The organism is Pseudoalteromonas sp. S1610 (assembly GCF_005887465.1).
In the GTDB taxonomy this organism is placed as follows: domain Bacteria; phylum Pseudomonadota; class Gammaproteobacteria; order Enterobacterales; family Alteromonadaceae; genus Pseudoalteromonas; species Pseudoalteromonas undina.
This window is the reverse complement of record NZ_PNDI01000021.1, coordinates 37,474-51,320: the sequence shown is the minus strand read 5'-3', so window position 1 is coordinate 51,320 and position 13,847 is coordinate 37,474. Positions and strand designations below refer to the sequence as shown.

At 39.9% G+C, this 13,847-nt stretch carries 15 protein-coding genes; 5 read left to right on the top strand and 10 right to left on the bottom strand.

Going from position 1 to position 13,847, the window contains the following annotated elements; translation table 11 throughout:
• Positions 1–160 precede the first annotated feature (160 nt).
• The 7 genes from CWB77_RS10065 to CWB77_RS10035 form a co-directional block, all read right to left on the bottom strand.
• Entirely contained in the window at positions 161–1,156 is a 996-nt protein-coding gene (locus CWB77_RS10065; protein WP_138622588.1) for a GGDEF domain-containing protein, read from the bottom strand.
• A gap of 166 nt (positions 1,157–1,322) precedes the next feature.
• Positions 1,323–1,718 carry a DP-EP family protein gene (locus CWB77_RS10060; RefSeq protein WP_055013212.1) on the bottom strand — a complete coding sequence of 132 codons (396 nt, stop codon included), beginning with the start codon at positions 1,716–1,718 and terminating at the stop codon, positions 1,323–1,325.
• Between the two features lie 23 nt (positions 1,719–1,741).
• The gene (locus CWB77_RS10055; protein WP_138622587.1) at positions 1,742–4,996 is read right to left on the bottom strand and encodes an nSTAND1 domain-containing NTPase; all 3,255 of its coding nucleotides are present in this window, start codon (positions 4,994–4,996) and stop codon (positions 1,742–1,744) included.
• Between the two features lie 61 nt (positions 4,997–5,057).
• A complete protein-coding gene (locus CWB77_RS10050; protein WP_054201773.1) occupies positions 5,058–5,885 on the bottom strand; it encodes a mechanosensitive ion channel family protein in 828 nt (275 codons plus the stop codon).
• Between the two features lie 37 nt (positions 5,886–5,922).
• Entirely contained in the window at positions 5,923–6,654 is a 732-nt protein-coding gene (locus CWB77_RS10045) for an LrgB family protein (RefSeq protein WP_055013215.1), read from the bottom strand.
• On the bottom strand, positions 6,647–7,000 hold the full coding sequence (locus CWB77_RS10040; protein WP_138622585.1) for a CidA/LrgA family protein: 354 nt from the start codon (positions 6,998–7,000) through the stop codon (positions 6,647–6,649). Before CWB77_RS10040 ends, CWB77_RS10045 begins: the two co-directional genes overlap by 8 nt.
• 71 nt (positions 7,001–7,071) lie before the next feature.
• Positions 7,072–7,863, bottom strand: coding sequence for a crotonase/enoyl-CoA hydratase family protein (locus CWB77_RS10035; protein WP_138622583.1), 792 nt, complete (start codon positions 7,861–7,863; stop codon positions 7,072–7,074).
• 288 nt (positions 7,864–8,151) lie between these two features.
• On the opposite strand from CWB77_RS10035, the gene CWB77_RS10030 reads away from it, so the two are divergent.
• Genes CWB77_RS10030 through CWB77_RS10020 form a run of 3 tightly spaced genes read left to right on the top strand, consistent with a single transcriptional unit; the run spans position 8,152 to position 9,844 of the window.
• Complete coding sequence (locus CWB77_RS10030) at positions 8,152–8,472, top strand: HI1450 family dsDNA-mimic protein (protein ID WP_055013217.1); 321 nt, start codon at positions 8,152–8,154, stop codon at positions 8,470–8,472.
• A gap of 46 nt (positions 8,473–8,518) precedes the next feature.
• Positions 8,519–9,331: a DUF481 domain-containing protein gene (locus tag CWB77_RS10025; RefSeq protein WP_054201958.1), complete on the top strand. Its 813-nt coding sequence runs from the start codon at positions 8,519–8,521 to the stop codon at positions 9,329–9,331.
• A 27-nt stretch (positions 9,332–9,358) separates the two neighbouring features.
• Positions 9,359–9,844, top strand: coding sequence for a hypothetical protein (locus CWB77_RS10020; RefSeq protein ID WP_138622581.1), 486 nt, complete (start codon positions 9,359–9,361; stop codon positions 9,842–9,844).
• A gap of 56 nt (positions 9,845–9,900) precedes the next feature.
• Here the strand turns inward: CWB77_RS10020 and CWB77_RS10015 are convergent, their stop codons facing one another.
• Complete coding sequence (locus CWB77_RS10015) at positions 9,901–10,386, bottom strand: FKBP-type peptidyl-prolyl cis-trans isomerase (protein ID WP_008111743.1); 486 nt, start codon at positions 10,384–10,386, stop codon at positions 9,901–9,903.
• A gap of 11 nt (positions 10,387–10,397) precedes the next feature.
• On the bottom strand, positions 10,398–11,309 hold the full coding sequence (ygfZ, locus tag CWB77_RS10010) for a tRNA-modifying protein YgfZ (protein ID WP_036953592.1): 912 nt from the start codon (positions 11,307–11,309) through the stop codon (positions 10,398–10,400).
• A gap of 150 nt (positions 11,310–11,459) precedes the next feature.
• Between ygfZ and CWB77_RS10005 the strand changes: the two genes are divergently transcribed.
• Complete coding sequence (locus tag CWB77_RS10005; protein ID WP_010387788.1) at positions 11,460–11,711, top strand: FAD assembly factor SdhE; 252 nt, start codon at positions 11,460–11,462, stop codon at positions 11,709–11,711.
• Between the two features lie 55 nt (positions 11,712–11,766).
• Positions 11,767–12,123: a hypothetical protein gene (locus CWB77_RS10000; protein ID WP_138622590.1), complete on the top strand. Its 357-nt coding sequence runs from the start codon at positions 11,767–11,769 to the stop codon at positions 12,121–12,123.
• On the opposite strand, the gene nadB is transcribed toward CWB77_RS10000, so the two are convergent.
• Positions 12,098–13,708: an L-aspartate oxidase gene (gene nadB, locus CWB77_RS09995; protein WP_138622579.1), complete on the bottom strand. Its 1,611-nt coding sequence runs from the start codon at positions 13,706–13,708 to the stop codon at positions 12,098–12,100. The genes CWB77_RS10000 and nadB overlap by 26 nt on opposite strands.
• Positions 13,709–13,847 lie beyond the last annotated feature (139 nt).

The window sequence follows — 13,847 nt, the reverse complement described above, 5'->3', positions numbered from 1 at the left end:
AACCTCGCGCCGCGATTAAATAGCCCCTAGTTTGAACGAATCTTAATCCGTAAAGGTCAACAGACCCTAGTTTAATCGGCTGTTATTTAACTAAACGCCACCTCCATGAAGTGGCGTTTAGGATAGATGTAGCGTCATGAAAAGGCCTTTAATTTAAACTTTAAACAATCGTACTTATTTTATTTCTACCTTCTGTTTTTGCTCGATATAAAGCCGTGTCTGCGGCATATAACAGCGCCTCGTAGGTGCGGTACTGGTTATTATTTTCACAGGCAATTCCTTGGCTTACCGTAATTTTAACCTCTGGCGGCAAACCTAAGTCGGTAAAGCTCATTTGTGCAATTTGTTGTTGTATATGGTTGGCCACAACCGTGGCGGTTTTTATATCGCAACGGGGTAAAATAATCGCAAACTCTTCACCGCCATACCTAGCAGCTAAACACTCTCTAGATGGAATGCACTGTAATAGCATTTTTGCTATTTTCTGTAAGCATTTATCGCCTTTAATATGCCCGTAGGTATCGTTGAATTTTTTAAAGTGGTCAACATCGATTAATATACTGGTTAAAGGTTGTTGGCTTTGAATACTCTCTTGCCAGTATTTTTTTAACGACTCATCTAAAGCTAAACGGTTAGCAAGCCCAGTTAAATGATCGGTTGAGGCCTGTATTTTTAAACGGTTATACATGGCTTTATGAGTACTAAGATCGTGAAGTATACACACGTACAACTTTTGCGCCGATGTGATACTTTTTGGCATGCTTGATATTGATAAGTCAGCTTCAATCACATCGCCATTGGCTTTGTTTATAGCAACTTCATTTGGGCCAATGCTAAGAGGGGTGTCCTTAATACCAATCCAATTTAATAAGGTCTGTTTATATTTATCAAGGTCTGAACCGTGTAAAAAAGACAGTAAATTTTCGCCTATCAGCGACTGTTGAGAGTAACCAAGTAATTGAGCAGCTTTTGGGTTGGCAAATTCAAAACCACCCTGTTCATTCAGTACAAAAATACCTTCGGCGGTGCCATTAAATAATTCAATTAATGCATCAAATTGAGTATGCGAAAAAGGGGATGATAAAGCGATATCGAAGGGCAATGCTTTATCGTTATCAGTTGCTGCAGTCTCTTTATTGTTAATTTGTTTCGACACGTTTTAGCCTTAGCATGGTACAGACGTTTTTGATGTCTACAAATTTACTTAAAAAAGTGCAATTAAACCTTTCGGTAATCTTCTGATTTTAACTGTTTGATATTTAATGACAAAAAACCATGCTTGCACAGGTTTCAAGTAACCTGTGCAAGGTGAAAATCAATAATTAATCGTTGCTGAGTAATTTTTTTTCATTTATAACTTGTGGATCGGCACTTTCATAGGCTTTGCCATTGCACTCAACATTAAATACTAAACAGGCAGTGCCAGGGTTTTCATCGGTGTCGATAATGGTAATTGTGCGGCCGTTATCGCTCACTTTAAAGCTGAAGTCTTGGGCGCAAGGTGTTTCTTTATCGACATCAGTAATAGTTGCGCCAGTAAATAAAAAGCCTTTAGCAAGCGTGGCTTGATCTAAACTATAAATGCCCGCGGTTTCGGTTCTTACAACTCCGCCGCCTGTAGCCTTTTTGTCATTCATAGAGTATGTAAAGTTAGCTTTGTCGTCACTGTCTAGTACAATGTTAACTGTAAAGTGAATTTGTTCTTGAGTGTTATTCATATTATTTCCTTTTTTATTCATAGTCATAATGTAAAATTAGTAATGCCTAGTTTTACTAGGCTTGCTTTTATCTTGGGTATTTCGTTTGCTCGGTTTAAGCAAGTGTATGTTTGCACTTGAGGGTACTTTACGTGAATGCTTTGGTTTATTTTTACTGTTTGAATAATGGCGTTAAAGGCATTTAAGCAAAATTGCTCTCGTTGTTCGCTGGTTGTTGCTAATTTAGCTTTGAGTAGGTTTATATTTATAGGGGCTAAGTTATCTTTATTTTTCATTTTATTAGTTATGTATCTTTTATATTCGACATCACTCTCGAGGATCGTTAATAACTCTTGTGCTTTAAGTGAGAGGTTTCTGTCAATGAAATAGTGAATCAAACTAATTTGTATATTGATAGGTCTGATATTATTAAAGCTTTGTGACTTTAAGAACGTAATAGTTTCTTCTACCCTTGGATCAATATTTCTGTCATTAGACAGTATCAATAAGTACACTAAAGAGTGGTAATACATAAGCTGGAACTTATTGTCTTTGGGGTCTTGTTCTAAAGCCTTGCTTATAATTTTGTTAGCAAGAAGTGCTTTTTGATAGGCTATTCGTTTATCGGTTAAATAACTCAGTAAGAAACTTTGTTGCATGTGTATATTTGCATTCATGTAAAGAAGACTTGCGTCATTGGGGTGGTTAGAAGCCATTTTTTTGACTACAGTTACCGCCTTTTCTAACATATCTATTGCGAGATTAAAGTTACCTAAGTTACCTTCAGTTTTTGCAAGCCAACTAAGGGTATCGGCCTTATCGCGTAATAAGTTTTTGTTGCTGGGTTTAAGCTCAAGGGCTTTGTTTTTAAGAACCAGCGATTTTGTAAAGCGTTCTTTCGCGGCTGTGTAGTCAAATTTCTCTGTGTATAAAGACCCCAGCGAATTATGTGAATACGACAACTCCATAATGGCATTAAAGTCATTGGGTGCTAATGCATACATGGTTTCGCTGTAGGCATGATATTTTTTAAATAATGGCTCAGTGGCGGCGTAATCGCTTTTATCATAATGAAGCTGACCGAGCCAAAAGGCATTGGCACCGGCAAGCGTTAGTAACTCTAAGTTGTTTGGCTGGATTTTTAATAATGCCTCAAGGCGAATGCGGGCGTTTTCAAAGGCAGTGAAGGCCTCAATGGTTTTACCGCGGGAATAGGCCACTTCCCCCATGGCTTCCAGAGTTTGTGCATACTGAAAGCGACTTTTAAATTCTCCTTGTTGACTGCTAAAGTTAAATAGCGAGCTTGGTTCCTCGACTTGATTGGTAAAATACTCAAGTGCTTTATTACTAATGCCATCAAGTAAGTCCATACGCTTAACGCTGCGTAATTTGTCGGCAAAATCACCTACCATAAATCCTAGTAAGCTTTCGGCCTCTTGGCGTTTTTGCTGTGCAAGTTGCTGCGCTTGAAAGCTGGTAACACTCATAAATAGGGCAACACAGGTAAGTAAACAAAGCAGAGCGACGGTGCCGCGTTTTATCATCGTTTTTGTTTTACTGTGTTTAAGAGAGCTGGTTATAAGCGCGCGTTCGTCATCGTCTAGTTTGAATATATTGTCGTTTAATAAGGTAACGGCTTCTTGCAGTGGTTTACCCGATGCTAACAGGTAGGCGCTACTTTTGTGCTCATTAAGCCATTGTTGCGTGTGGTGGTGTAAGCGGCTTTTTATAGCAAGGGCATCTTTATGGTCATTAATCCACTGTTTGGCACGTGGCCATTGGCGTAATAATGCCTCGTGAGCAAGGCTAAAGTAAGCTTCTTGGTTTTGTAAATGCGATACAAATAAGCGGCTATCGACCATGGCTTGAACTAGCTCTTTTTGGCTGGTGTTGGTTAACGCTTGCAAGCGGGCTGCGCGGCTAGTAATGGTTTTACCATCTGGGTTTAGTGTTACTAATTGCGATAACACGCTTTTTAGCTGCTGTTGTTGCGCTTGAGAAAGCCCTATAAATACCTCTTCGGCTTTTTTACCAATGGCGCCCTCAATACCGCCGAGTTTTTCATATACACTGTGCAATAACTCATTATTATCACTGCGCTGTAAATACAGCTCTTGCAGTGTGTATTGCAGCATGGGCAGTGCATCAGGGTTGTTGGCGGTATCGGCGCAGAGTATTTCATCCAGCGGGGTTTTAGTGTGTGGGTCTTGTGAAAACGTTAAATTAGCGGTTAACGCTGGCAAACGAATAATTTGTTGTAGTTCATGGCGATTTGGCGGGGTTAAATCGTAATGCGCGCCATGAGCTTTGCCCACCATAAGACTTGGCTGCTCAACCACTAAAGGGTAAAAATCGTTACGACAGGCACTAAATACAATCACCGCTTTAGAGGTCGCTAAACGCTCAATAACAGATAAAAAGTGACTTCGGGTGTCGTTACTAAATAGCGGTGAGGAAAGTAGCACTTCTAAGCGGTCTATAAACAAAAACAATTGCGGCGTTTTTGCTGCTGTTTGGGTATTTGCAATTGTATTTTTTAAGTCGCTAATTACATTATCTATGTCATGTTCTAGTTGCTGTGCCAGCGTTTGTGCGCTTAGCCCTGTAAATACTGGAATGTCGTTAATATCCCAATCGAGCATGGCCGAGGCGAGATCTAAATACAGCCTATTTTGAGCTACATCTGCAAAGTCGAGTTGGGTGTACGACATTACTCTAATGCCGTTATAGCCTCGCTCGTCGAGTAGCTTTGGCAATATACCCGCATTAACTAATGATGATTTACCCGTGCCACTAGGGCCAAGGATTAAACAAAATGCGCGCTGTAATGTTACTTGGTTTGATACGCTCTCTAATAACGTGCTGATGGCCTTATTACGACCAAAAAATAAGTGGGTATCGGTTGGGTTATATGCACTCAAACCTAAAAAAGGGGAGCCGCCTTGCCATGTGTTAACTTGGTTGGGGAGATCATCAGCTAATGGAAACTCAACCGATGCAATAACCCTATAACCACGTTTACGTATGGTTTCTATGTATTGCGGGGCGCTTGCCTTATCACCCAGAGCTTTTCGAAGTTGAGTGATAGTTTTATGCAGAGGATTATCGCCGGTTTCTGTGTTTGCCCAGCAGTGAGTTAATAACGCTTCGCTACTCACTATCTCTGTTTGATTTTGACACAAGTATACCAGTACATCCATGGCTTTAGGTTCTAGCTGTTTTTGTTCCTCAGCGCGTTGAATAGTGTTACTGGCAGGGGTTATTTGCCATTCACCTAAATAAAAGGGAGGTTGATGCATAATAGGCTCATTTTTATAGTTATAAGTGCACTTAGTTTTTGCTTTAGTTATATTAGTAGTACTAGTTATTTTTATTAAGTGTAACAATGCGCTGTGGAAACGGAATTTCTATATTGGCATCGTTAATTGCTTTATATACGCCGCCATTAATAGCGAGCTTAGTTTCAATAATTTTAGTGGTAGGAACCCAGTATCGATAGCTAATAGTAACGCCGCTATCAGCAAAGCGCTCTATGCCAATTTGTGCATTGGGTTGTTTAGCAACCAGTTCGTGATTAGCTAATACGTTTTCGATAAGGTTGATCGCAGTATCACTAGAGGCGCTGTAGGCTATGTCTATTTCACCTTTTACTAAAGAGTAGTTAAATGAGTTATGTAGGATTTCGCCAACGATATGCTTATTGGGAATGGTTATTTCTACTTTTTCTTCATTAATTAACACGGTGTGGCCCAGTTCAATTACTTTTACTTGGCCACTAACCCCTTTTACTTCTATGGTATCGCCTACCACAAATGGACGCGTGGCAATAATAGCAAGTCCTGCGCCATAATTAGAAAGCATGCCTTGTAATGCTAAGCCAGCACCTAAAGAAGCGGCACCTATTGCAGCAACAAACGGGGTAACACTAATGCCAATTTTACCAAGCGCAATTATGATCACCATAATGATCAGCAGTACTTTAACTACATTACTAACAAAGTTAGTTAAGGTGATATCAACGTTATGTCGAGTCATCAAATTGGCAACTACTTCGGCAAGCTTTTTCGCCACCCAAAGACCAATCAGTAGAATAAAAATAGCACCGACTATTTGCATACTATAGGTGACTAAATACTCGGTAAGTAGGGCGTAGTACTTTTCAAATTGCTGAATTTCGGAACTGATCATGGTGAGCTCTAGTTTTAGTTATATTGGTATCAACTTACTATAACAAAGTGCTCACTAAAATTGGATATAATAGTGGTACTATCACAGCAGTTAATAGCGCACTCAATGCCATAGCCACCGATGAAAACGCCCCTATTTTTGGATGTTCGGCAATTGCAGCCGCGGTGCCTATAGCGTGACAGGCCGTTCCCATTGCAATGCCTTGTGCCTCAAAGTTAAATATTTTAATTAATTTTAGTAACAAAAAGCCAAACAAAGCCCCAAGCAAACCAATAAAAATAACCATAGCAGCGGCTAGCGAGCTGATCCCGCCAAGTGAGTCGGTGACAAGTAATGCAATAGGTGTAGTAACGCTAAGTGCCGCAACTGAAGCGCTGAGCTGCGATGGGACAGCAAATAAAACACTTAATACAAAAGCCACCAGTGTGGCGTTAATAATGCCAATACTGCAGGTGACTAAAATAAGTAAAAAGTTTTTTCGAATATGCATAAACTGCTGATACAAGGGGAGGGCTAACGCGACTATGGCCGGCTCTAATAACCACGTTAACAACCGACTATGCGATGCAAATTGTGAATAAGGTAATTTAAGGTTAACGAGTAATAAGGCAATAATGCCGATACTTAAAAATACGGGGTTCGTGAGGGATTTTAAAATGCTGTGACTTACTCTCACATTGAGCATTTTTAGTCCAAAAAAAAGAGTCATTATAAAAGGGATGGTCAACCACCAAAGGCTTGGCGTTATTGCACTGATTTGCTCATTCATTGTTTTCAGTGCCCTTAAAGTGGCCAACCAAACTGGCTACTAAAATTAAGCTACTCAAGGGCACTATAATCATCACAGTGGTTAAAAATGGCCAATGTGTTTTTATAAGTCCCAAGTGTTCAATAAAACCAACGCCTGCAGGAATAAAGAAAATAGGCATTACATTTAAAATAGGTGTGGCACACGGGGTAAGTTGCTGCTCTTTAACAATGCCTGATAAAAGTAGTACCAGTAAAATAACCATTGCTAACAGTGGCGCAGGAAAACTGGCATCAATAAAGTGCATAATGAGTTTGCCCGCTGCCAAGCAAAGCAAAATGATAGCGCTACTTAAAAAGTATTTCATGGCGATGACTCAATAAAATAGAGGATTATCACTTTAACAAATAACGCTGTTTTGTGCATTGTGCCTTAGTATTACCAGCGTTTGGCGTTTGCAAACTCAATATCAGTTTTACCTTTTGCTTTAGCAATGGCTTTTTTAGTATTAGGGTTGATTAATAAGCGAATTTGACTCCATGTTTCTTTGGCGAGTATTTTTCGAGCTGGGGCTTTATAGCTTTGTTGAGTTACACGTTTTATTGCTGCTAATGTGTCAGGTGAACGTGCTTGTAATGTATCAAGCATTTCTTTAGTTGCTTTATCGGTATCGTCGGTTGTTTTTGTTACTAAACCGAGTTCAAAAGCATGTTGAGCACTAATGGGGTCAGCATGACTTGCTAGCCAAAGTGCTTGGTCGCGTTTAACTAAGCCTGCAAGCATAACATTAGCGCCCATGTCTGGGCATAACCCCCAGCGCGCTTCCATAATGGCGAGTTTGGCATCGTGATGAACAATTCGGTAATCAGCTCCAAGGGCTATTTGCAGGCCACCACCAAGACAGTTTCCGTTAATTTTAGCAATTACAGGCACACTCAATGACTGCCAGCCCAGTACGACCTTTTGCGCTAGGTTTTGATTACCAGGTAGCCATTTGAATAGGAGCTTTATGATATTGAATGGTGAGGCCATAACCGCGTTAATATCGAGCCCGGCACAAAAGTGTTCGCCCTCACCGGTTAATACAACCGCACGAATACTGGCATCTCTTTTTATATTTTTAATCACCTTGTTAAGCTCAACAAACATAGTAAAGCTTAAGGCATTTTGTTTTTCTACACGATTTAATGTAACAGTGGCAATACCCTGTTTTTTTTCTAATTTTATCATTATGCACTCCTCTGACCTGTTGTTTGAGCTTATGTTTTTATTGATGTTAAGTAAAGTGGATGAAGATGAATAAAAACAAAGTGAATTTTTTAATGTAAGTTGGGTCTATTCCCTTTAAAGGAAAATTTAATTTAAAAGGTCAGCAGACCTTAATACAAACCCATCCAACAATATCTATAAGTATTAGGTAAAAGTAAAAAAGCCAGTATTTAACGTGTTTTTTTTATCAAAACCCTAGCAACTTTTGATATTATGATTGCCACTTAAAAGCTCAGAGGTTAACCATTCATGTCAGGTCCACGTTTATTTACGGTAGAAGAAGCAACTCATCAAGCTTATGATATTTTTTTAGAGCTGGCTCCCAATAATTTAAGCGACAAAGATATTGAAGAATTTAACCTACACCGTGAAGAACTAGGCTTTATTGAAGAAGATGAGCCCGATGAACAGTGGCAAGACTTTGTTGCCCTAGAAATTGAACCTGAGCATTTTATTCAAGTATTAGTTGGCCTTGAGTTTGATAACGAAGACGTATTATTTGCGAAAATCTTAATTAGCCGTGATAAAGACGCGCCTTTTTGTCATATTTTGTGGAAAGAAAGTGAATAACCATTTCTCTGCTTTTTTGTTATTGCCATATGTAAGAGAACGTATTTTGCGAAACTCCTTTGTATTACTGCTTTTATTATTTAGCTGCTTTAGCTGGGCAGTTGATCCCTTTGAAGATTTTCATGAGTATGGGGAGCTCTCTGATGAAGAAATTCATGAGTTACACAAAGGCGAAGTATTGTATGGTGATACCGAATTTGGTTTTATTTTAAGTAAAGGTAACACTAATTCAACCAGTTTTAAGCTTAAAGGGAACCTTTATCAAGATTTTGAAAACTGGCGAAATCAATTCAAAATAGACTCTTTGTACAAACGTGACGAAAACGAAGAAACGGGTGAGTCGGATGTGACTGCTAATCGCGTGTTTTTCTCTGCACAGGGTAACTATAAAATAGGCGTTAAAAACTCGTCTTTCTTTATTTACGGGGATTATGAGGAAGATCAATTTAGCGGCCTTGATTTTAAAAGTACGGTAGCAACCGGTTATGGCGCACGTGTTTATCAAGGGGTTAAAAATAAGGTAGATATAGATATTGGCCCAGGTCTATACCGCTCAGTTGCTGATGATGAGTCAACAGCACTTGAAGACGACAAAGACAAAATGGGTTATTTACTTCGTATTGCAATGCAGTGGGAGAGGTTGGTATCTAAGCGTACCCGATTTAATCAAGATATCAGTATAGAACAATCTTTGTCTGGGCTTAACTCTCGGTTAAAGTCAGAAACGGCATTAATTAGCCAAGTGGTTGGCGCGGTATCGCTTAAGTTTGCTTATATGTATCGTTATAATTCTAAGCCTGAAGAAGATAAACTAAAATACGATTCAGAGCTCAGTGCCACCTTAGTGTACAGTTTTTAATTTTTTAACTTTTTAATAGAGAGTGTTATGTATCAGCATAAGCAGTATGCGGTATTTATATTTGTAGTATTAGCGTGGATCAGTGGTTTTGTTGCGCTTGCATGGAATTTAATTGGTGCCGATGCCCCGTTAATCGTATTTGCTGGTATTTTAGTGCTGGTGGGTTTTTTGTTCCACGGTTTAACCATTAAAGTTGACGAAACTCATATTAGCTGGGCATTTGGCCCTGGTGTTGCAGGCCAAAAATTAGCATTAGAAGACATAGTGGATGTAAAGGAAGTACAAAATTCATACCGTCATGGTATTGGTATTCGCATTACACACGATGGGTGGATTTATTCGGTATCAGGCTTTAGTGCGGTGCAATTAACGCTTCAAGATGGCACTCAGTATCGCTTAGGCACGAATGACCAAGCAGGATTAGTTGCTGCGCTTGAAGATAAAATAACCCCTGCTGAAATGCCAGCAGCAGAGCCTCAAGCCAAATTACGAACACAGAATAATATGCTATAAAAAAAGCGCCTTAGGCGCTTTTTTTATAAACGTGTAGTAATTTTATTTAGCGGGTTTTAGTGCTCGTGGCCACAGCCGCCTTCACCATGTACGTGGCCATGCTCAAGCTCTTCGGCTGTTGCATCGCGTACCTCTAAAATTTCTACATCAAAGTTAAGTGTAATACCGGCAAGTGGATTATTACCATCAACAATCACTTCTTCGTCTTGAATGTCGATGATCATTACTGACTGGTCACCGTCATCTGTAGTTGCCCGAAATTGCATGCCCACTTCAATTTCCATACCTTCAAACATTGATTTTGGTACAGCTTGCATTAAGTGATCATGACGCTCACCGTAACCTTCTTCAGGCTCTACTTTTACACTTAGTGTATCGCCAGCTTGCTTGCCTTGCAGCGCGTTTTCAAGCCCTGAGATCAGGTAACCTGTACCAACGATAAAAATTAATGGCTCACCGCCAAATGAGTTATCAATGGTATTGCCGTCATTATCTAAAACAGAGTAATGCATTTTTACCACTTTATTTGCTGCAACGATCATAGTCATTCCTATTATTCATCTTCAAGAGAGTAAGGTAGAGGCAGAATGTTTAGCTCTACCGAAGGGGTGTGTTTTGCACGAAGAGTCTGATCGATATCAGTATCGTTTGGCAACACGACCAAACCAGTTAAAGTCTGTGTTTGTTCATTATAGCTTTGCGCAATAAGTTTACCTGCGCGGCGCCAGTTTTCACCTAATTGAGTTTCAATGTCGGGTGCTTCGAGTAACCCTTCACTTTGCCCAGAAACGATATACATAGCACGTTTGTTTTTGCCTAGGTACTTCATACGTGCAACGGTTTCTTGGCCTGTGTAGCAACCCTTTTTAAAGCTAATGCCGTTAATGGCTTGCAGATTAACCATTTGCGGTACGTATTCATCAATCGCATCGACACTTAATTGCGGTTCACCAGCGAGTATAGACGCTTGTTGCCATAGGGCATCGTTGTCGAGGGTCGACACGTCGTCAGGTAGGCAAAATTGGCTATCAACCATCAATAAAACGCGGTTTGATGCAAGTTTAAGGGCTTTACCGTGAGCGAAGTCACAAGCCGTGGCGTCATCGCTAAAGTGAATATCGAGTTGTGTGAGTAAGCCTGTTAGGTCATCACCAAGTAAACCAATTAATCGCTCTGAGGCTTTATTAATTTCAACTTTTGCAAATACAGCATATTTTTTTAATTCAGCAAGAGAGCGTTCTACTTCTGCACTTGAACCAGCTAAAAAGTAACTTTGTTGATAAGAAAATAGCTTAAATACACCCCATAACTTACCTTTTGCACTGCAGTGACCTGCCCACAAAAAGTTATCGTTGTTAAGTTTATTTAGATCTTGAGTGATTTGTCCGTGGAGGTACGATAATTTATCTGCGCCTGAGAGGCTAATAACCTGATGTGATAAAGGACATGCATAAACCTGAGACATAAACACCTTCTTTGCAATAACAAATGAAGCCACATAATAACGTAGTTAAAGCGTATGGTACAGCGACTAACAGACGATGTTTTTATAACTTAGTGCTGTTAAATTAACGCGTATTTGGTAAACTCGAGTTAATTAAATATGAGGTTTAAAATGGTTGAAATACATAGTAAAGCACGTATCCGTTGGGCTTGTCGCCGTGGCATGTTAGAGCTAGATGTTTTGTTTATGCCGTTTGTTGAAGAAGCTTATGATTCGTTAGATGCTAAACAGCAAGCGATTTTTCAGCGTCTATTAACCCAAGAAGACCCAGATTTATTCGCTTGGTTTATGGGCCATGAAGAATGTAAAGACGCAGAGCTAAACAGCATGGTTCAGCTAATTTTAGACCGAGTTCGTGTATAGATTTACCGTTACAGATAATAAAACAGACCACAAACCGATTGTGGTCTTTTTTTGTGTGCTGACTTTAGTGTTGTGCCTATTTATGGACTCGGTGGTGGCAACTCTTTTTTGTATTGCACTTAATACACTTGCTGGCATTATTGTTTGGCGAAAAATCGTGGCTGCTCAACCACAGCAAGGAATTATACTCTTAGAGCCGAATCAATTTCGTTTTGAAGGATCTGGCAGGCAAATTCAAGGGCTCATTAGTAAGCAAAGCCGGTTACTTGGTCAGAGTGTGTGGCTGTATATTAATGGCTTTAGTAAAAACTATTGGCTGATTATCTCAGCCAATAGTGTTGATGAGCAAAGCTATGCGCGCTTAAAACGGGCAACGCTTGAAGCAATTAATTACGTAGCGGAGTCAAAATAGTGGGCGTTGGGTTCTCATTTTGCTCTGGATAATCAATAGTAAAGTGTAGTCCACGACTTTCTTTACGTTCCATTGCGCTCCTAATTATAAGCTCGGCAACTTGCACCAAATTACGTAACTCAAGTAAGTTATTGCTTACTCTAAAGTTTGCGTAATAATCGTGTATTTCCTGTTGTAGCAGTTCAACACGATGCAGCGCACGTTCAAGACGTTTGGTTGAGCGTACAATTCCCACATAATCCCACATAAATAATCGTAGCTCATGCCAGTTATGGGTGATCACGATTTCTTCATCTGAATTAGATACACGGCTTTCATCCCAACTAGGTAAATCTACCAGCGCGGGTGCGGTCTCTATTTTACTTAAAATGTCTTTTGCTGCTGCATGGGCAAATACAATGCACTCTAATAATGAGTTACTTGCCATGCGGTTAGCACCATGTAAGCCGGTATAAGCCACTTCACCCACAGCGTATAAATTTGCTAAATCCGTTTTGCCGTTAAAGTCGGTCATTACGCCACCACAGGTGTAATGTGCCGCAGGAACGACAGGGATTGCTTCTTTGGTTATATCAAGCCCTACGCTCAAGCATTTAGCGTAAATAGTAGGGAAGTGTTCAATAATAAAATCTTTGTCTTTATGGCTAATATCTAAATATACGCAATTTGCGCCAAGGCGTTTCATTTCAAAGTCGATAGCGCGCGCTACAATATCGCGAGGTGCGAGCTCTTCTCGTTCATCAAACTCTTTCATAAAGCGAGTGCCATCAGGGCGTTTTAAATAGGCCCCTTCACCACGCATTGCTTCAGTAATTAAAAAGTTCTGTAATTCTGGGTGGTAAAGACTGGTTGGATGAAATTGATTAAATTCCATGTTAGCAACGCGACACCCTGCACGCCATGCCATTGCTATGCCATCACCGCTAGAAACATCAGGGTTAGAGGTGTAAAGGTACACTTTACTTGCGCCACCGGTTGCTAAGGCAACAAATTTTGCGCCAATGGTTTCTACTTTTTTGGCTTTTTTATTCCACACATGTATACCGTGAACATGTGACCCCGTTTTACCGATATTTTTATCAGTAATTAAATCAATCGCATTATAATGCTCTAACAAGGTGATATTGCTGTGCGCTTGAACTTGGCTAATCAGCGTTGTTTGCACTGCTTTGCCAGTGGCATCGGCAGCATGCAAAATGCGTCGATGGCTATGACCCCCTTCGCGGGTTAAATGAAAGCGCTCTTTACCTTTACTATCAAATTCCATATCAAAAGGTACGCCTTGGTCAATCAACCATTGTAGGCAGTCATGCGCATTACTGGCAGTGTAATGAACAGCTTCTCTGTCACATAAACCGCCACCTGCATCTAAAGTATCTTCAACGTGAGATTCTATACTGTCATTTTTTTTATCAAAAACAGCGGCAATTCCGCCTTGGGCATAAAGAGTAGAACCTTCGGTTAATTCACCTTTACTGATCACGGTAACGTTACAGTAATTAGCCAAAGATAAAGCAAGTGATAAGCCTGCTGCGCCGCTACCAATAATAGCGACATCGGTAATGTGATGTTTATTTTGGTTCATCTGTGAGGTACTTTGCGGTTACAATGCTCAGATAGAGCAATATTTATTTTTAATACTTACAGTTGTACCATATTTGTTGAACTACTACTAAGTGGTTTTAGCGTATAAACGCGTAATTTGTAGCTATTTTATAAAAAAA